At 73.9% G+C, this 17,836-nt stretch carries 11 protein-coding genes, 5 tRNA genes and 1 riboswitch; of the genes, 7 read left to right on the top strand and 9 right to left on the bottom strand.

Annotation, left to right across the window (positions count from 1 at the left end; genetic code table 11):
* Window positions 1-193 precede the first annotated feature (193 nt).
* From WA762_RS03170 to WA762_RS03155, 4 genes are all read left to right on the top strand, one after another.
* A complete protein-coding gene (locus WA762_RS03170; RefSeq protein ID WP_335932669.1) occupies window positions 194-2,065 on the top strand; it encodes a sporulation protein in 1,872 nt (623 codons plus the stop codon).
* A gap of 270 nt (window positions 2,066-2,335) precedes the next feature.
* Window positions 2,336-3,592: an L-2-hydroxyglutarate oxidase gene (gene lhgO / locus WA762_RS03165; protein WP_335932703.1), complete on the top strand. Its 1,257-nt coding sequence runs from the start codon at window positions 2,336-2,338 to the stop codon at window positions 3,590-3,592.
* Complete coding sequence (gene trmB, locus WA762_RS03160) at window positions 3,585-4,481, top strand: tRNA (guanosine(46)-N7)-methyltransferase TrmB (RefSeq protein WP_335932668.1); 897 nt, start codon at window positions 3,585-3,587, stop codon at window positions 4,479-4,481. The genes lhgO and trmB overlap by 8 nt, the downstream gene beginning before the upstream one ends.
* Before the next feature lie 214 nt (window positions 4,482-4,695).
* A complete protein-coding gene (locus WA762_RS03155; protein WP_335932701.1) occupies window positions 4,696-6,300 on the top strand; it encodes a PrsW family glutamic-type intramembrane protease in 1,605 nt (534 codons plus the stop codon).
* A 30-nt stretch (window positions 6,301-6,330) separates the two neighbouring features.
* On the opposite strand, the gene WA762_RS03150 is transcribed toward WA762_RS03155, so the two are convergent.
* The 9 genes from WA762_RS03150 to WA762_RS03110 all read right to left on the bottom strand — a co-directional run bounded on the left by WA762_RS03150 (window position 6,331) and on the right by WA762_RS03110 (window position 17,365).
* Window positions 6,331-7,275 (bottom strand): aldo/keto reductase, encoded by a 945-nt coding sequence (locus WA762_RS03150; RefSeq protein WP_335932667.1) that lies wholly within the window; start codon window positions 7,273-7,275, stop codon window positions 6,331-6,333.
* A gap of 333 nt (window positions 7,276-7,608) precedes the next feature.
* Window positions 7,609-8,706 (bottom strand): M23 family metallopeptidase, encoded by a 1,098-nt coding sequence (locus WA762_RS03145; protein ID WP_443080503.1) that lies wholly within the window; start codon window positions 8,704-8,706, stop codon window positions 7,609-7,611.
* 239 nt (window positions 8,707-8,945) lie between these two features.
* Window positions 8,946-9,096: riboswitch (cyclic di-AMP (ydaO/yuaA leader) on the bottom strand.
* A 416-nt stretch (window positions 9,097-9,512) separates the two neighbouring features.
* A complete protein-coding gene (locus tag WA762_RS03140; RefSeq protein WP_443080499.1) occupies window positions 9,513-10,679 on the bottom strand; it encodes a PP2C family protein-serine/threonine phosphatase in 1,167 nt (388 codons plus the stop codon).
* 268 nt (window positions 10,680-10,947) lie between these two features.
* Window positions 10,948-11,021, bottom strand: a tRNA-Met gene (locus tag WA762_RS03135).
* A gap of 333 nt (window positions 11,022-11,354) precedes the next feature.
* Window positions 11,355-11,427, bottom strand: a tRNA-Lys gene (locus tag WA762_RS03130).
* A gap of 81 nt (window positions 11,428-11,508) precedes the next feature.
* The gene (locus WA762_RS03125) at window positions 11,509-13,047 is read right to left on the bottom strand and encodes an amino acid permease (RefSeq protein ID WP_335932666.1); all 1,539 of its coding nucleotides are present in this window, start codon (window positions 13,045-13,047) and stop codon (window positions 11,509-11,511) included.
* A 247-nt stretch (window positions 13,048-13,294) separates the two neighbouring features.
* The gene (locus WA762_RS03120) at window positions 13,295-15,526 is read right to left on the bottom strand and encodes a DEAD/DEAH box helicase (protein ID WP_335932665.1); all 2,232 of its coding nucleotides are present in this window, start codon (window positions 15,524-15,526) and stop codon (window positions 13,295-13,297) included.
* 298 nt (window positions 15,527-15,824) lie between these two features.
* On the bottom strand, window positions 15,825-16,433 hold the full coding sequence (locus tag WA762_RS03115; protein ID WP_335932664.1) for a hypothetical protein: 609 nt from the start codon (window positions 16,431-16,433) through the stop codon (window positions 15,825-15,827).
* A 581-nt stretch (window positions 16,434-17,014) separates the two neighbouring features.
* Window positions 17,015-17,365 (bottom strand): metallopeptidase family protein, encoded by a 351-nt coding sequence (locus tag WA762_RS03110; protein WP_335932663.1) that lies wholly within the window; start codon window positions 17,363-17,365, stop codon window positions 17,015-17,017.
* A gap of 184 nt (window positions 17,366-17,549) precedes the next feature.
* Between WA762_RS03110 and WA762_RS03105 the strand changes: the two genes are divergently transcribed.
* The 3 genes from WA762_RS03105 to WA762_RS03095 all read left to right on the top strand — a co-directional run bounded on the left by WA762_RS03105 (window position 17,550) and on the right by WA762_RS03095 (window position 17,832).
* Window positions 17,550-17,622, top strand: a tRNA-Glu gene (locus WA762_RS03105).
* Window positions 17,623-17,661: 39 nt separating this feature from the next.
* Window positions 17,662-17,736 (top strand) — tRNA-Asp (locus WA762_RS03100).
* Between the two features lie 22 nt (window positions 17,737-17,758).
* A tRNA-Phe gene (locus WA762_RS03095) sits at window positions 17,759-17,832 on the top strand.
* Window positions 17,833-17,836: the final 4 nt, after the last annotated feature.

The following is a 17,836-nucleotide window of genomic DNA, read 5'->3' as shown; positions in this document are numbered from 1 at the left end:
TGCCCCTTAACGGTGGGGATGCGGCGAACTACGCTGGGTTCACTGAGGTTCTCGGCAGGAGGCATATTCCTCGGGACTCCGCCACATACGTGTGCGGCCGGAGTGCCGGGGTCCGTCCCTGGGGAGGACACGGTACGAATGCCGCGCGCCACGACGGCGACGCGGCGGCCGTCTGTGTGTCGAGGGGTGACGCATGTCCAGGGAGCAACGCGGACCGAACGAGAAGCTCGGAACCGTTCTCGCCCTCGCGGGAATCAGCAACGCCGGACTCGCCCGGCGGGTCAACGACCTCGGGGCGCAACGCGGTCTGACCCTCCGGTACGACAAGACCTCGGTGGCCCGCTGGGTCTCCAAGGGCATGGTGCCGCAGGGGGCCGCCCCCCATCTCATCGCCGCGGCGATCGGCGCCAAGCTCGGCCGGCCGGTCCCGCTGCACGAGATCGGGCTCGCGGACGCCGATCCGGCACCGGAGGTCGGTCTCGCCTTCCCGCGCGATGTGGCCGAGGCGGTCCGTTCCGCGACCGAGCTGTACCGGCTGGATCTGGCCGGTCGGCGGGCGGGCGGCGGCGGGATCTGGCAGTCGCTCGCGGGCTCGTTCTCGGTCAGCGCGTACGCGACCCCCGCGTCCCGCTGGCTGATATCCCCCGCCGATCCGTCGGTGGAGCGGGATGCCGACGCCGCCCGGGCGGCCATGTTCGGCACCCCGGGCGCGGAGGGCGCACACACGGGTGCGGGGGCGCACGCGGCGACTCCGGGCACGGCGGCGGACGCCGCCGGCGCCGGGCGCGGCCCGTCCGGCGCGGCGAAACCGGCCGGAACCTCCGGGACAGCCGGGGCCGCAGGGGCGGCCGGGACAGCCGGGGCCCCCGGCGTCCGGCGGCAGCCGGGTGCGCGGGCCGCCGCAGCCGACCCGCGTCCGGCCCCCGGCGCGCAGACCGGCCAGGCCGCCCAGTCCGGCCCCGGGTCCCCGCGCGCGGCGTCCGGCCCCGGCCGGTTGGGGCCGCAGACCCCGTCCGCGTCCAGGGCCGTGCCCTCCTCCGTCCAGGCGGCGCCCGGGGCCGCACCGGCGGCGTCCCCCCGGTCCGCGGGCGGCGCGAGCGCCGGGGCGACCCTGGTCACGCCCCCGGTGACCAGCGACATATCCCCCCTGCGGGTCGGTCACAGCGACGTCGCCAAGCTGCGCGAGGCGGCCCAGGACGCCCGGCGCTGGGACTCCAAGTACGGCGGCGGGGACTGGCGTTCCTCCATGGTCCCCGAGTGTTTACGGGTCGACGCGGCGCCGCTGCTCCTCGGTTCGTACAGCGACGAGGTGGGCAGGGCGCTCTTCGGCGCGGCGGCCGAGCTGACGCGTCTCGCCGGGTGGATGGCCTTCGACACCGGCCAGCAGGAGGCCGCGCAGCGCTACTACATCCAGGCGCTCAGACTCGCGCGGGCCGCGGCCGACGTCCCCCTCGGGGGATACGTCCTCGCGTCGATGTCGTTGCAGGCGACCTACCGCGGCTTCGCCGACGAGGGGGTCGACCTCGCCCAGGCGGCCGTCGAGCGCAATCGCGGACTGGCCACGGCCCGCACCATGAGCTTCTTCCGCCTGGTGGAGGCGCGCGCCCACGCGAAGGCGAACGACGCGCCGGCCGCGGGGGCCGCGCTGAAGGCCGCCGAGGGCTGGCTGGAGCGTTCCCGGGACGGCGACGCGGACCCGTCGTGGCTGGGCTTCTACTCGTACGACAGGTTCGCGGCCGACGCCGCGGAGTGCCACCTCGACCTGAAAGCGCCCCGGCAGGTGCGGCGCTTCACCGAGCAGGCCCTGTCCCGGCCCACCGAGGAGTTCGTCCGCTCGCACGGGCTGCGGCTGGTGGTCTCGGCGGTCGCCGAACTGGAGTCGGGCAACCTCGACGCGGCCTGCGCGGCGGGCGCCCGCGCGGTCGAGGTCGCGGGCCGCATCTCCTCCGCCCGGACCACGGAGTACGTACGGGATCTGCTGCACCGGCTCGAACCGTACGGACACGAGCCCCGCGTGGCCGAGCTGCGGGAACGGGCCCGGCCCCTGCTGGTGGCGCCCGCCTGACCGGCCCGCGCCCGGCCCGGCGGGACACCGCCGGGCCGGGCGCGCACACCACGTCCCCCTCCACCCACGCCCGCCGCCGCCCCTCCGCTCCTCCACCGCCCCTCCGCGCATGACGCGCATGACGCGCATGACGCGCTCACCTGCGCGAAACACCCCGCACGCACCGTCGTCTCGCATAAACGTTCTGCGAAGATACGCGCCACGCTGGACGCCACTGGTTTGAGCGGGTTGTCAGTGGGTCAGTGCACTATCGGGGTGGGAGGTGGCGTGGTGACGACGCGCGCGGCGTACGACAGCGACGTGCTGGTGATCGGCGGCGGAATCGTCGGTCTGTCGACGGCGTACGCCCTCACGCGCGCCGCCCCGGGCACCCGGGTGACGGTGCTGGAGAAGGAGCCCGGCCCCGCCCGCCACCAGACCGGGCGCAACAGCGGCGTGATCCACAGCGGCATCTACTACGCTCCCGGCTCGCTCAAGGCCCGTTACGCGCTGCGCGGCGCCGCCGAGATGGCCGAGTTCTGCGCCGAGCACGGCATCGCGCACGCGGTGACCGGCAAGCTGATCGTCGCCACCGACCGCGCCGAGCTGCCCCGGCTGCACGCCCTGGTCCAGCGCGGCCGACGGCACGGACTGCCGGTGCGGGAGCTGGGACCGGCCCAGATCACCGAGTACGAACCGGCGGTGCGCGGGCTCGCCGCGATCCATGTCGGGACGACCGGGGTGTGCGACTTCGCCGCGGTCGCGACGCGGCTCGCCGCCGAGGTGGGCGCGGCGGGCGGAGTGATCCGGTACGGCTCGGACGTCGTCTCGGTCGACCGGCGCTCCTGGGGCGTGGCGGTGCGCACGGCGGACGGCGCGGTGGTGCGGGCCCGGGTGCTGGTCAACTGCGCGGGGCTGCACTGCGACCGGGTGGCGCGGCTCGCGGGCGACGACCCCGGGGTGCGGATCGTGCCGTTCCGGGGCGAGTACTACGAGCTGACGCGGCCGGAGCTGGTGCGCGGCCTGGTCTATCCGGTGCCCGACCCGGCGTTCCCGTTCCTCGGTGTGCACCTGACCCGGGGCCACGACGGCGGCGTCCACGTCGGCCCGAACGCGGTGCCCGCGCTCGCCCGTGAGGGATACGACTGGTCCGTGGTGCGCCCCCACGAGCTGGCGGACACCCTGACCTGGCCCGGCGCCTGGCGGATCGCGCGGCGGCACTGGCGGTACGGGGCGGGCGAGATGCGGCGGTCGCTGTCGAAGCAGGCGTTCACCTCGGCGGTGCGGCGGCGGCTGCCCGACGTCACGGAGGCCGATCTGCGGCCCGCCCCGGCCGGGGTCAGGGCGCAGGCGGTGCTGCGCGACGGCACCCTGGTGGACGACTTCCTGATCCGCGAGGCCCCGCACACCGTCCACGTGCTGAACGCCCCGTCGCCCGCCGCGACGGCCTCCCTGCCCATCGGGCGGGAGGTGGCGCGCAGGGCGCTGCTCCGGGCACGGGAGACGGGGTGGAGGCCGCCCGCCGTAGAATCGGGGCATTGTGTCTGAGTCCTCGAACCCCTCCGCGAACCGCTCTGCGAGCCCCGCCGCGAGCCCCTCCGCGAACGCCGCCACGCATCCCGCCGCAGGCCCGTCCCCGGCTCCGTCGGCGGACGCCGCCGGGATTCCGGACGACCTGCGTGCCGCCGCCTTCGAGCGGCAGCGCAGGCTGCGCCAGGAGCCGCGGTTCCCCGGCGGGCCCGCCGTCGACCCGGCCGGCTCGCACCACGAACGCCGGATCCGCAGCTTCCAGCCGCGTCGCAGCCGGGTCACGCCCGGCCAGGAGAGCGCCCTGCTGAAGCTCTGGCCCCAGTGGGGCCTGGACATCGACGGGCGACGGGTCCTCGACCTGCCCGAGATGTTCGACGGGCTCCCGGTCGTGCTGGAGATCGGGTTCGGCATGGGCGAGGCCACCGCCCGGATGGCCGCCGACGACCCCGGAACGGGCATCCTCGCGGTCGATGTGCACACACCCGGCCAGGGCAATCTGCTCGGGCTCGCGGACCGCCACGGCCTCTCCAACATCCGCGTCGCCAACGGGGACGCGATCATCCTGCTGCGCGAGATGCTGAAGCCGGATTCGCTGGACGGGCTGCGGGTGTACTTCCCCGACCCCTGGCCCAAGAAGCGCCACCACAAGCGGCGGCTGATCCAGCCGGAGTTCCTGGACCTGGTGGCCCAGCGGCTGAAGCCGGGCGCCCTGGTCCACTGCGCGACCGACTGGGAGCCGTACGCCGAGCAGATGCTGGAGGTGCTGACCGCGCACCCCCTCTTCGAGAACACCGTCGCCGACGGCGGCTACGCGCCGCGACCGGCGTTCCGGCCGCAGACCCGGTTCGAGGGCCAGGGGCTCGACAAGGGCCACGTCGTGCACGACCTGCTGTTCACCCGCCGCTGAGCCCCACCGGGCCGGGGCGGGGCGGTCCCGGACCCCGTGGGCCTCCTGGGTCCCGTAGTCCACTCCTGCGGGTCCCACAGCCCGTCAGCCCACGCCCCATGGGTCCGCACCCCGGCGGTCCGTGCCCCGGCGGTCCGCACCCCCGTCGGTCCGTGCGCCCGTAGGTCCATGCCCCGTGGCCGGTGTCAGTGGCGCTCGTTAGGGTCGTGGGGTGGTGTCCGAAGGGCCTGTCCAGCAACGACGGCCGCAGCCGGCCGTCCCGCTCCTCGAGGAGCAGCGGGTCGGCGAGATCCTGGCTGCCGTGCCGGAGCGCGGCCACTGGCGCTACCGCCCGCGCCGCGTCGGCATCGTCTGGCGCAGCAGGACGTTCCGCATCGTGGCCGTGTGCGCGGTGCTCGCGCTGTGCGGCCTGGCGATCCTGGCCCTGGTCCGTGACCAGACCGGCACCGAGGGCTTCCTCGTCGGCCTGGGCCTGGCGGTGCTCCCCGTGCCGCTGCTGCTGGCGGCGTTCCGCTGGCTGGACCGGGTCGAGCCGGCACCCTGGCGGAATCTGCTGTTCGCCCTCGCCTGGGGGGCTTTCGCGGCCGCCCTGATCGCGATCCTCGCGAACTCCTTCGCGACCCGCTGGATAGCCACGGCCACCGCCGACCAGTCGAACGCGGACACCCTCGGGGCCGCGGTCATAGCGCCGGTCGTCGAGGAGAGCGCCAAGGCCGCCGCCGTCCTGCTGGTCTTCCTGTTCCGAAGACGTGATTTCAACGGGGTCGTCGACGGCATCGTGGTCGCCGGCTTCACCGCGACGGGCTTCGCCTTCACCGAGAACATCCTCTACCTGGGCAACGCCTTCGGGGAGGACCAGCAGATCGGCACCTCGGGCGTCGTCTCTGTGACCGCCGCCACGTTCTTCGTACGGGCGGTGATGTCGCCGTTCGCGCATCCGCTCTTCACGGTGCTGACGGGAACGGGCTTCGGGCTCGCCGCCGCCGGTGCCCGGAACCGGCGGTTCCGCCGTGTCGCGCTGCCGCTGCTGGGCCTCGTCCTCGCCATGGGCATGCACGCGCTGTGGAACGGGTCGGCGTCCTTCGGCCCGTACGCCTTCTACGCCGTGTACGGGGTGTTCATGGTCCCGGCCTTCGGCCTGGTGACCTGGCTGGCGATCTGGTCGCGGCGGCGGGAGCTGCGTGCCCTCGCCGCCGAGCTGCCCGCCTACGCGGCGGCCGGCTGGCTGACCCCCGCCGAACCGGTCGCGCTCTCCTCCATGCGCGCCCGGGGCATGGCCCGCGACGTGGCCCGCCACCGGCACTCCCTCGGCACCGGAGGCGGCTGGGCCGCCCCGTACGGCCCCGGCCCCGCGCCCGCGTACGGCCCGATGCCCGCGCCCGTGTACGGCCCGGCCCCCGTGCCCCCGTACAACGCCGCCCCCGCGCCTTCCTACGGTCCGGCCCCCGCGACCGCATACGGCACGGGGCACGGACACGGGTACGCCGCAGCGCGGGTCGCGGCACAGGACAAGGCGCGGGCGAAGGCCCGGGGCAAGGCCGCCGCGCGTACCGTCGCCGAGTACGAGTCGTTCGCGACGTCGCTGGCGTCACTCCGGCGGCAGGCCCGCCGCGGGACGGCCGGCCCGGACTTCGCCGCCCGTGAAGCCGAGCTGCTGCACCACCTCTGGCAGCGCAGGGACGTGGCCGCGCCGGCCCTGACCTACGCGGCGCAGGCGACGGGCCTCCTGCGCCCGCCCCCGCCGCCTCCGTCCCCGTTCCCGCCGCCCCACCAGACGTACGGCGTGGGCTACAACCCGTACCGGACACCGCCCCGCTGACCGGGCGGCACCCCGCCCGGAGGCGTGCCGTCAGGCGGACGCCTCGTCGAGGGCGGCCAGCTCCTGCTCGGTGAGCCGGAGGCCGGCGACGGCCAGCAGCGCGGGCAGCTGCTCGACCGTACGGGCCGAGGCGATCGGCGCGACGACGGTCGGCCGGGACGCGAGCCAGGCCAGCGCGACGGTCGCGACCTCCGCCTCGTGCGCCCGGGCGACCGCGTCGAGGGCGGCGAGGACCTTCTGCCCCCGCTCCGACTCCAGGTGCTTCTTCGCGCCCTCCGCACGCGCGCTCTCCACCCGGGCGCCCACCCGGTACTTGCCGGTGAGGAAGCCGGAGGCCAGGGCGTAGTACGGAACGGCGGCGAGCCCGGCGCGCTCGGCCACAGCCTGGAGCGGGCCCTCGTAGGTGTCCCGGGAGACCAGGTTGTAGTGCGGCTGGAGGGCGACGTAACGGGCCAGACCCTCGCGCTCCGAGAAGTCCAGGGACGCCTGGAGCCGCTCGGGGCTGATGTTGGAGGCGGCGATCTCCCGCACCTTGCCGGCCTTCACCAGCCCGTCGAGGGCGGTGATGATCTCCTCGACCGGCACGGTCTCGTCGTCGAAGTGCGTGTAGTAGAGGTCGATGCGGTCCCTGCCGAGCCTGCGCAGCGACTCGTCCGCCGCCGCCCTGATGTTCGCGGCGGAGAGTCCCTTGTACCGGGGGTGGGCGCCGACCTTGGTGGCGACGACGACGTCGGAGCGGTCGGGGCGGGACGCGAGCCACTTGCCGATGACGGTCTCCGACTCACCGCCCTCGTTGCCCGGCACCCAGGAGGAGTAGGTGTCGGCCGTGTCGACGAAGTTGCCGCCCGCCGCCGTGTAGGCGTCCAGCACGGCGAACGACTGCGCCTCGTCAGCCGTCCAGCCGAAGACGTTGCCGCCCAGGGCGAGGGGGAAGACCTGCAGATCGGAGGAGCCGAGCTTGCGGAGAGAAGTCATATGCCGATCAACGCGCCCCCGCCGAGCGGGTATTCCGGGCATCCGCCGTTCGGCGGCACCTCCGACGGCGGCCCGCCCGCCCCTCGGGGGCCGACGCCCGTACTCCCGGCGCCCCGTCGCACGAGCTCCCGGCGCCCGTCGCGCGAGGCGAGGCGAGGCCCGCGACCGGGCTGGTGAACCGATGCCGGGCGCCTGGGTTCAGGACCGAGGCCCCGGGCTCAGGGCTCAGGGCTCAGGGCCAAGGCTCCGGGCTCAGGGCTCCGGGCTCAGGGCCAAGGCTCCGGGCTCAGGGGCTGAAGCCCCCGTGTCCGGGGGCGAGGCCCTTGCTCCGGTTCAGGGGTTGAGGCCCTTGCTCCGCAGCCAGGTCATCGGGTCGACGCCCGTGCCGTCGGAGGCGTGAACCTCCAGGTGCAGGTGCGGGCCCGTCACATTGCCGGTCGCGCCGACCCGGCCGATGGTCTCACCGGTGGAGACCTTCTGACCGACGCTGACGCCGATGGACGACTGGTGGCAGTACCACAGCTCCGTGCCGTCCTCCAGCTCCAGCACCGTGCGGTAGCCGTACGAGCCGGACCAGCCCGCCGACTTGACGGTGCCTCCGTGGATGGCCTTGAGCGGGGTGCCCGTCGGGGCCGCGAAGTCGAGGCCGGTGTGGTGGCCGGAGGCCCACATCGTGCCGGCCTGGCCGAAGGTCGAGGTGAGGGTGTACGAGCTGGTCGGGATGGCGTAGCTGGCGGCGAGCTTGGCCAGCCGGAGGGCCTCGGCCTTCTTCTTGGCCTCCTCCTCCGCCTTCTTCTTCTCGGCGGCGGCCTTGGCCTCGGCCTCGTCCTGCTGCTTCTTGGCCTCGGCGGCGGCCTTCTCCGCGGCGGCCTTCTCCTGGGCCTCACGGGCCTCGGCGTCGGCGGCGGACTGCTGCTGCTCGGCCTGCTGGAGGATGCGGGCGCGGAGCGCCTCGCCCGCGTCGGTCGCGCCCTGCTCGGCCTCGGCGGTGGTGATGCCGGCGGTGGTGAGCGGGTCGGTGGTCCCGGCTTTGTCGTCCTCGGACGAGCCGGGGAGGAGGGAGCCCACTCCGGGCAGGGACGAGGCGTCCGGCAGGTTGTCCGCGATGGAGTCGGGGAGGGAGATGGAGACCGGGGGCTTGCTCTGCGCGGTGGCCATGCCGCCCGCGCCGACCGCCGCGATGACGCCGACCCCGAGCACCGCGGAGCTGCGGGCCAGTCCGTTGCGCTGCTTGGCGACCCGGTGCTTGCCGCGTACCGGGCGGACGGACTCCTCGGTGGGGTTCCACTCCCCCCAGGCGCGCTCGGGACCGCGGTCGCCGTCGACGCCGAACTCCCCGACGGGCAGGCCCGCGGCGGAGAACGCGTCCGGTCCGGCCCCATGATCCACGACGCCGTCGGAGCCGTGTCCGGGAGCGGTCACCGCCGCCATCCCGATCGTCCCGTGGTCGGAGCCGTAGACGACACCGGGGGCGGAGTCGTAACCGGGATCCATGCCATAACCGGAATCCATGCCGTAACCGGGGACCGTGCCATATCCGGAATCCGTGCAGTAAGCGGAATCCGCGCCATGACCGGGGCCGAAGTCGGCGCCGTGGCCGGGGCCGAATGCGGAGTCGAGCCGGACGGGGGCCTCGGGGGCAGGCTGGTTGGACGCCACGGGGGCGCACTCCTTTCCTTCCTTCTCGCCTACCGGGTTAGCTGACGGGTTCGGAGCAGGAAGGTCTCCTACGGACCCGCGCCTCTCACGAGACACGAATGTCCGATTCACCCCAAGGTGATGGTTCCCCGGTTCCCTCTCGGGATTCGGCGCACGCGCACGGTGCCGCCTCTGGCGACGGCTGGGACGACCGCGCTGCGTTATCGAACGTTAATAGACACCCGGGTCCGATTCCAAGCCGTTCCCACTGATCGCTCACGCCTCTGGCCTGGACTTTACGGGATATCTCGGGGCGTACCCAGACGAGTTGAACACCCCTCAGCCACTACCCCGTTTCTGACGTTGCGTCAAATGTTATGCGGAGAGATGTTCCCCGATCACGCACCGTGGCAACCGCGGCGGCCGGCGCACCGGGCGCCGCGACAGCCGGCGCACCGGGCGCAGTACGGCGCGGCGTTCACGGCGCGGCGCGTCGGCCACAGCGCGGCGCGGCACGGGCGAACCTGCCACGGCCGGCGCGGGCGAACCGGTCACGGCCGACGCGGCCGAACCGCCCGCGCCACGCCGCGCCCGCCCGGTCACTCCGGGTCGGCCCCGACGATCCGGACGGTCCTGCGCCGGTCCGGCTGCCCCGCCGCCGGACGCACGACCGCGAGAAGGGCCATGTCGTCGGTGGACACGCCTCCCGTGTGCAGCCGCACGTCATCGGTCAGCGCGGACAGCAGCTCCTCCGGCCCGGGGAAGATCCGTCCGCGCAGCCGGGCCGCCGGATCATAGAAGATCCCCCCGGCGTCCCGCGCCTCGGAGAGCCCGTCCGTGTACAGCAGCAGCGTCGTCCCGGGCGACAGTTCCCACTCGTCCGCCCGGTCGGGCCACGCCCCCAGGTCCATCCCGAGCGGCAGCGCGGGCATCGAGGGCTCCAGCACCTCCAGCTCCCCGTCGGGGTGCAGCAGGATCGGCTCCGGATGCCCCCGGTTGACGATCCGGACCCGGGTCAGACCGGACGGGATCTCGGCCAGCACGGCGGTGGTGAAACCCTCGACGGCGTCGAGCGCGCCCCGGCGCGTTCCGCCCTCGCGCGCCAGCGCGCGCTCCAGCCGCTGCGCGACCCCCTCCAGCGAACGCTCCTGCTCGGCCGCCTCCCGGAACGCCCCGATGACCACCGCCACCGTGCCCACGGCGTCGAGCCCCTTCCCCCGTACGTCCCCGACCACCAGCCGCACCCCGTGCGGGGTGTCCATCACGGCGAACAGATCGCCGCCCACGAACTCGTCCGCCTGCGCCGCCACGTACCGCGCGGCCACGTGCAGCCCGCCGATCCGGTCGGACGGCTTCGGCAGCACCGCCCGCATGGCGGTCGCCGCGATGACCCGCGCGGAGGCCAGCTGCTCGTTGCTCCGCCGCACCACCCGGTTGATCAGCACCGCCAGGACCGAGACGGTGGCCAGCGTGAGCAGCTCGATCAGCGGCACGGCCCGCGGCAGCGAGTCGCTGGCCAGCCGGAGGGCGACCACGGCCAGCATCGAGGCGACGCCGGTGCTGATGGTGCTGGACAGCGAGAAGAACGGCGCGGCGATCAGCGGCGCCGCCACGAACAGCGGAATGGCGGTGAACACCGGCGGCGTGAGCAGGTCGAACACCAGCCCACCGATGATCATCAGGGCCGGAAGGGCACGCACGAACCGCCTCGAACCGACGCCTCCGGCCCCCTCAGGCCCGCCGCGCCGCTTCAGCCGCTTCCACACCTGTGGTCTCCTGCCCGGTACACGCGCGGCTGCGGACGGTACCGCGCCCCGTCCCAGGCTCGCCGGAACGACGCCGCGCGGCGAATCCTCATCACCCAATGGGGTAGGTACGTGGCGCACCTCACATACCGCCCTGCCACACCAGACCCACCCGCCACGTCCCCCGGCCGCACCTCATCCGGCCCGTCCAACCGCGCCGGAAGCCCCTTCCACCCCAAAACGAATGGGGCCCGGCACGCTGTATAACGTGCCGGGCCCAATTCTTCAGTAGCGGGGACAGGATTTGAACCTGCGACCTCTGGGTTATGAGCCCAGCGAGCTACCGAGCTGCTCCACCCCGCGTCGGTGAACACAACTCTACGCCATGTTCGACGCCCTCGTGACCAATTGATGGACGGGCGCCGAATCCGCGGCCGGTCCACGCCGCCCGACCGCCTGATCGCCCGACCGGCGACGGATGGCGCACGGCGGGCCGGCGCACTGACGGGACGGCCGACGTACTGACGGGACATCAGGAAGGCGCGGGAGCGGGGACCGGCCGCGACGCACGGCGCGTACGCGAAGCCGTCGGTCCGTCCGCTCGCGCGCATCGCCCCGAACGACGCAGCGCCCCGCCCGGTCGGAACCGGTCGGGGCGCTCGCGGCGGATCGGAGGGTCTCCCTCCCCGCCGTCGGTAGGCCGTGTGGGACTCGAACCCACAACCAACGGATTAAAAGTCCGCTGCTCTGCCAATTGAGCTAACGGCCCTCGCCGAACCATCCCTGAGCATAGCTCGCCGCGGCCCGCCAGCCGATCGGGTATCGACTGCCGGGCCCCGTCATGGCTGGATCAGGGGGTACGGGCGGAGGACGCGGCGGTGTCGGCGGCGGGGGCGCGTCCACGGTCCGGGCGGAGGAACCAGTGACGGGCGGAGGCCAGCCACCAGGCCGCCGCGAAGCCGAGCACGACCAGGACCGCGACGGGGGCGTAGTTGAACGTCTCCCAGGTGACCGGCGAGACCTGCGGCAGCATGAAGAGCACCGTGATGACCAGGACCCAGACCACCGCGACGGCGCCGATCGGGCGGGACCAGCGGCCCAGGTGCCAGGGGCCGGGGGTGAAGTCGTCGCCCCGGAGCAGGCGGAGCAGGGTGGGGACGACATAGGCGATGTACAGGCCGATCACGGCGATCGAGGTCACCGCCGCGTACGCCGTCTCGTTGATCAGGTACGGCAGGCCCAGGGCGAGGGCGCCGAGGGCGGCGAGCCAGACCGCGGCGACGGGGGTGCGAGTGCGGGGGCTGACGGTGTGCCAGAGGCGGGAGAAGGGCAGCGCCCCGTCCCGGGAGAAGGCGTAGATCATGCGGCTGTTGGCGGTGACGGAGGCCATGCCGCAGAACAGCTGGGCGCCGATCACGATCAGCAGCAGGAGCTTGCCCGTGGTCGCGCCGAGGGCGTCCAGGAGGATCTGGGCGGGCGGGGCGCCCGTCGGGGAGTTCAGCGCCCCCTCGTAGGACTGGATGGCGAACGTGAAGCCGAGGAGCAGGGCGAGACCGGCGATCCAGGAGGTCCAGATGGACCGGACGATGCCGCGCGGGCCGGCCGTCGCCGCGTCGTGGGTCTCCTCCGTCATGTGGGCGGAGGCGTCGTAGCCGGTGAACGTGTACTGGGCCATCAGCAGGCCGAGCAGCACGACGTAGAGGCCGCTGCCCCAGCCGGTCCCGTTCACGAACCCGGTGAAGACGAACGACGCCGGCTGATGCGTGTCCGGGACGAAGGTCAGCGCGCCGACGATGACGACGACGCCGAGGACGTGCCACCACACGCTCACGCTGTTCAGAAAGGCGACGATGCCGACGCCGAAGGTGTTGAGCAGCCCGTGCAGCAGCAGGATCGCGGCGAAGAGCAGGATCGTGCGGGCCGGCGTGACCTCGAAGCCGAACTGGAGGTTCAGGTAGGCGCCCAGGAAGGACGCCGCCCCGAAGTCGATCCCAGCCGTGACCGCGACCTGGCCCAGGACGTTGAACCAGCCCGTGAACCAAGCCCAGGCCGCCGCGGTGCGGGGCGGGGCCAGCCGATGGGCCCAGAAGTAGAGGCCGGCGGAGGTCGGGTACGCCGAACAGATCTCGGCCATCGCCAGGCCGACGAACAGCGTCATCAGCCCGACGCCGACCCAGCCCCAGGTGATGACGGCGGGCCCGCCGGTCCGCATGCCGAAGAGATAGAGCGTGAGGCAGCCGGAGAGCACCGAGATGATCGTGAACGAGACCGCGTAGTTGGAGAACGCCGACATGCGCCGGGCCAGCGTCTGGGTGTACCCGAGCTGTGCGAGGCGTTCCTCGTCGGACACGCCCGGCGGTGTCCTGTCCTCACCCGTGTCTTTTGTCATGCCCCCAGCGGTTCCCGCGCGGAGGCGCGGCCATGCGGTCACCGGGGCCGTGCCGGTGAACCGGGCGGGCCGCGGGGAGGGTGAAACGGCCCCGTACGGCCGGGTCGCGGACGCCGGGGACGGTCGTACGGCCGCGTCGCGGACGCCGGGAACGGCCCTGCGGCCGAGGCGGAGACGCGGAAGGCGGGCCCGTCCCGAAGGAGCGGGCCCGCCTTCCGTCGCCGGTCAGTGGGTCGGCGTCATGGCCTCAGCCGTTGCGCTTCCAGCGCGGCTTGTCCTCGCGGCGGCCGAAGGAACCGGTGCCGCGGTGGTCGTCACGCCGGCCGTACGGGCGGTCGCCGCCGCCGGAACGGAAGCCGCTGGAGGGGCGGTCGTCGCGCCGGTCCCGGTTGTACGGGCGGTCGCCGCCACCGGAGCGGAAGCCGCCCGACGGACGGTCGTCACGACGGTCGCGGCCGAAGGACGGACGGTCGCCGTCACGACGGAAACCACCCGACGAACGGTCGTCACGGCGCTGGAAACCACGGTCCCCGCGCTCCCCACGGTCATCACGACGGTCGCGGCCGAAGGACGGACGGTCGCCGTCACGACGGAAACCACCCGACGAACGGTCATCGCGGCGCTGGAAACCACGGTCCCCGCGCTCCCCACGGTCATCACGACGGTCGCGGCCGAAGGACGGACGGTCGCCGTCACGACGGAAACCACCCGACGAACGGTCGTCACGGCGCTGGAAACCACGGTCCCCGCGGTCCCCACGGTCGTCACGGCGGTCGGAGCTTCCGCGGTAACCGCCCCGGCCGTCACGGCTGTCACGGCTGTCACGGCTGTCGCGGCTGTCGCGACGCTCGAAGTTGCCGCGCTCGTCGCGCCGGTCGTCCCGCGCGGAGGGCTGCTCCGGCACGGAGACGGCGGCCTCGATGGCGGCCTCCGCCTCGGCGACGACCTCGGCCACCGCGGCCTCGGGGTCCTCGCCCCGCTCGCGCGCGGCCCGGGCGACCAGGCGGTCCGCCTCCTCGCGCAGTTCGTTGGCGCGGCGCTGGACCCGCTCCAGCTGCCTGGTCAGCTCGACGACCTCGCGCTCGGCCTGCTTGGCGGCGTTGGCCGCCGAGTCGGCCTGGACCTCGGTCAGCGAACGGGCGCCGGTGATCTCCGCGACCTCCGGGTCGAAGGCGCCCGCCCCGGACACGATGTGGCGCGAGGCGTCGACGCCCGCGTCCTCCATCAGGCGGAAGATCTGACGGCGCTGGTGCGGCAGCGCCAGCGAGACGACGACCCCGGACTTGCCGGCGCGGGCGGTGCGGCCCGAACGGTGCAGGTAGTCCTTGTGGTCGCCGGCCGGGTCCACGTTCAGCACCAGGTCGATGCCGTCGACGTGGATGCCCCGGGCGGCCACGTCGGTCGCGACGAGCGCGTTGACGTAACCGTCCTTGAAGTCCGCGAGCACCCGGGTGCGGGCGCCCTGCGTCATGCCGCCGTGGAGCGCGTCCGCCTTGACGCCCGCCTCGACGAGCTGCTCGGCGACGCGGTCGGCGCCCAGCTGGGTGCGGACGAAGATGATGGTGCGGCCCTTGCGGGCGGCGATGGCGGAGGTGACCGGCGCCTTGTCCTTCGGCTTCACCACGAGGACGTGGTGCGTCATGGTCGTGACGTTGCCCTGGGCGCTGTCGACCTCGTGGCTGACCGGGCTGTTCAGGTAGCGCTTGACCAGCGTGCCGATCTCGTTCTCCATCGTGGCGGAGAAGAGCATGCGCTGGCCGCCGGCCGGGACCTGGTCGAGCAGCTCGGTGACCTCGGGCAGGAAGCCCAGGTCGGACATCTGGTCGGCCTCGTCGAGGACGGCCACCTGGACGTTCTCCAGGGAGCAGGCGCCCCGGTTGATGATGTCGCGCAGCCGGCCCGGGGTGGCGACGAGGATGTCGACGCCGCGCTCCAGGGCGTAGATCTGGTTGCCCATCGACGTACCGCCGCAGACGACCTTCATCTTCAGGCCGAGCACGTCGCCGTACGGCTGGAGCGCGTCCGCGACCTGCATCGCGAGCTCACGGGTCGGGGTGAGGATGACCGCGCGGGGCTTCTTCTTCTCGGTCCGGCCGTCGGCCAGGGCGGCCAGGGTCGGCAGGCCGAAGGAGAGCGTCTTGCCGGAACCGGTACGGCCGCGGCCCAGGATGTCCTTGCCGGCCAGGGCGTCCGGGATGGTCGCGGCCTGGATCGGGAAGGGCGTGGTCACGCCGTTCTGCGCGAGCTTGCGGACGATGCCCTCGGGCAGCCCCAGGTCGGCGAAGGTGACGGACGGGCCGGACTCGTCGGCGCCTTCCTCGTCGTCCCGCTCGGCGTCGGCGGCGACGGCCTGCTCGGCCTCGACGGACGCCTCGGTCCCGACGGACCGCTGGGCCTCGGCGGACTGCGCTTCGAGCTGCTCGGTCTCGACGGCCTGCTCGGCCTCGACGAGCTGCTCGTTCTCGATGCTCTCGGGCATGACGGCGCGGTCAGAACTGGAAATTGACATGCGAAATGCGAAACCTTCCGGAGTCTCGGCACGCGCCCGTAACTCCGTGATTCGCAATTTCGACCGCCTCAATGCGGTCCAGCCACGGCAAGGGAGAGTACGCGCCACACGGCGCGCTTCTGTTTCGGCGCCGGGCAATGGGATCAAACGATCTGCCACCATACGCACTCACCCCCGCATCGCGCAAACCGCGCCCGCGCGCCCGGGGTCGCCCGGCGCCGCCGCCCGGCCCCCTCCCGCGCGCCCCCGCGCGCCATGCCGGGCCCGGCTACGCCGGATTCGTCTGCGCCGGACCCGTCTGCGGCGAGGCGTCCGGCGTCCCCAGCCCCTCCTCCTCGCTCGGCAGGCTCATCGCGTAGGCGCGGAGCTCGGCCGCCGGGGAGGAGGACGGCTGCGGCAACGGTTCCGAGGGCTCCGGTTGGGGGGTGACCGGCGGCTCGGGGGCGGGCGGCTCGGACGGCGGCGGGGTCTCCGGCCGCTGCGGCGTCTCGGCGCCCGGCTGCGAGCTCTCGGGCCGCGGCTGCCCGCTGCCGCGCGGCGGCGCCGGAACGCCCGGCTCCTCCGGCGCGTCCGCCCCGCCCTGCTCCGCCCGGGGCAGGGCGCCGGGCGAGTCCGAGGGGGCGGCGGAGGCGCTCGGCGCGGTGGACTCGGCCGTCTCCCGCTCGGAGTGCGCCTCGGCGCGCCCGCCGCCGAAGCGGGAGCCGCCCGCGCCGGAGACGGTGTCGCCGTCCGGCCCGGCCGTGCTCCCCTTCGGCCTGGACGACGGCTTCGAGGCGGGCTTGCCCTCGTCGTCGCCGATGCTCATACAGCCTGCGGACGCGGCGGCCGTCACCGCGATGACGGCCGCCCAGCGGGCGGAAACGGACAGTTGGCGCACGGGCGGTACCTCCGGGGGGATACGGGGAGGAGCGGGGCGGGGAGCAGAAGACGGGGAGGAGCGGGGCGGGGAGAGCGGCGGGAGGGGCGGGCGAAGCGGCACGGGCCGGAACGGCCGGCCATGTGCCCCCATGTGTCCAACTACCGGCGACCCGCCGGGGACACGCCCCATGAGTCCGGCGCGCGCGTCGCCCGCGCGTCAGCCGCACCTCCCGCACGCCCCCTGAGCCGCGTCCTCGTACGGCTCGGTCACCGCGCCCCCGCGTGCCGTGCACGCCCGCGCGCACGGCGCACCCGCCCCCCGCGTTCCCCGAGCGCCCCTGGGCCCCGCCACCGACCGCCCGGACGCCGCCCACGCCGCCCACGCCGGCCGCGCGCCCCGGGCCCCGGCCCCGCCGCCCGGGCGTCCGGGGCCCACACGGGCTCCGCGCGTACACGCCGAGCGCCGCTCGCGCCCGTACGCCCGATCCCCCGCGCCGGCCGCCGGCCGCGCGCACCGGGAAGCCGATGGGCGAAGGAGCAGGAGGAACGGCGCCCGATCCGCGCGCCGGGAAGCCGGACGCGTCGCCCGGGGCCGCGCGCTCACCCGTAGCCGAGCGCGTGCAGCCTCTCGTCGTCGATGCCGAAGTGGTGGGCGATCTCATGGACGACCGTGATCTCGGTCTCCGCGACCACGTCCTCGCGCGACTCGCACATCCGGAGCGTCGGCCCGCGGTAGACGGTGATCCGGTCCGGCAGCACTCCCGCGTACCACTCGCCGCGCTCGGTCAGCGGCGTGCCCTCGTACAGCCCGAGCAGCTCCGGATCGGCCGGGTCCGGTTCGTCCTCGACGAACACCGCCACGTTGTCCATCAGCCGTGTCAGCTCCGGCGGGATCCGGTCCAGCGCCTCGGCGACCAGTTCCTCGAACTCCTCGCGCGTCATCTCCAGCACCCCGCCATTCTCCCGTACGCCCGCCCGGCCCGCCCCGACGCAGGTCATGGCCGCGCGCCCGCTCTCCGCGCCCCTCTCGCACCCCCGCCGGGACCGGCCCGTAAACCGTTTTGGCGATAGCCCCCGGCATCCCATATGCTTCTCACGTCCCCGACGCGCCGGAAGGCGCCCAGGTGGGCCCTTAGCCCTCATCGTCTAGTGGCCCAGGACGCCGCCCTTTCAAGGCGGTAGCACGGGTTCGAATCCCGTTGGGGGCACGCATCACCGTGTGCGAGACTTGTTCTCGCACATAGCTTGGTCCTGTGGAGCAGTTTGGAGTGCTCGCCACCCTGTCAAGGTGGAGGCCGCGGGTTCAAATCCCGTCAGGACCGCTGCAGCTTACGCGAGCTGCGTGGCTGGGTAGCTCAGTTGGTACGAGCGATCGCCTGAAAAGCGATAGGTCGCCGGTTCGATCCCGGCCCCAGCCACCGC

It is taken from the genome of Streptomyces tyrfis, from assembly GCF_037034285.1.
Classification (GTDB): domain Bacteria; phylum Actinomycetota; class Actinomycetes; order Streptomycetales; family Streptomycetaceae; genus Streptomyces.
This window is presented reverse-complemented; position numbering and strand designations above follow the sequence as displayed.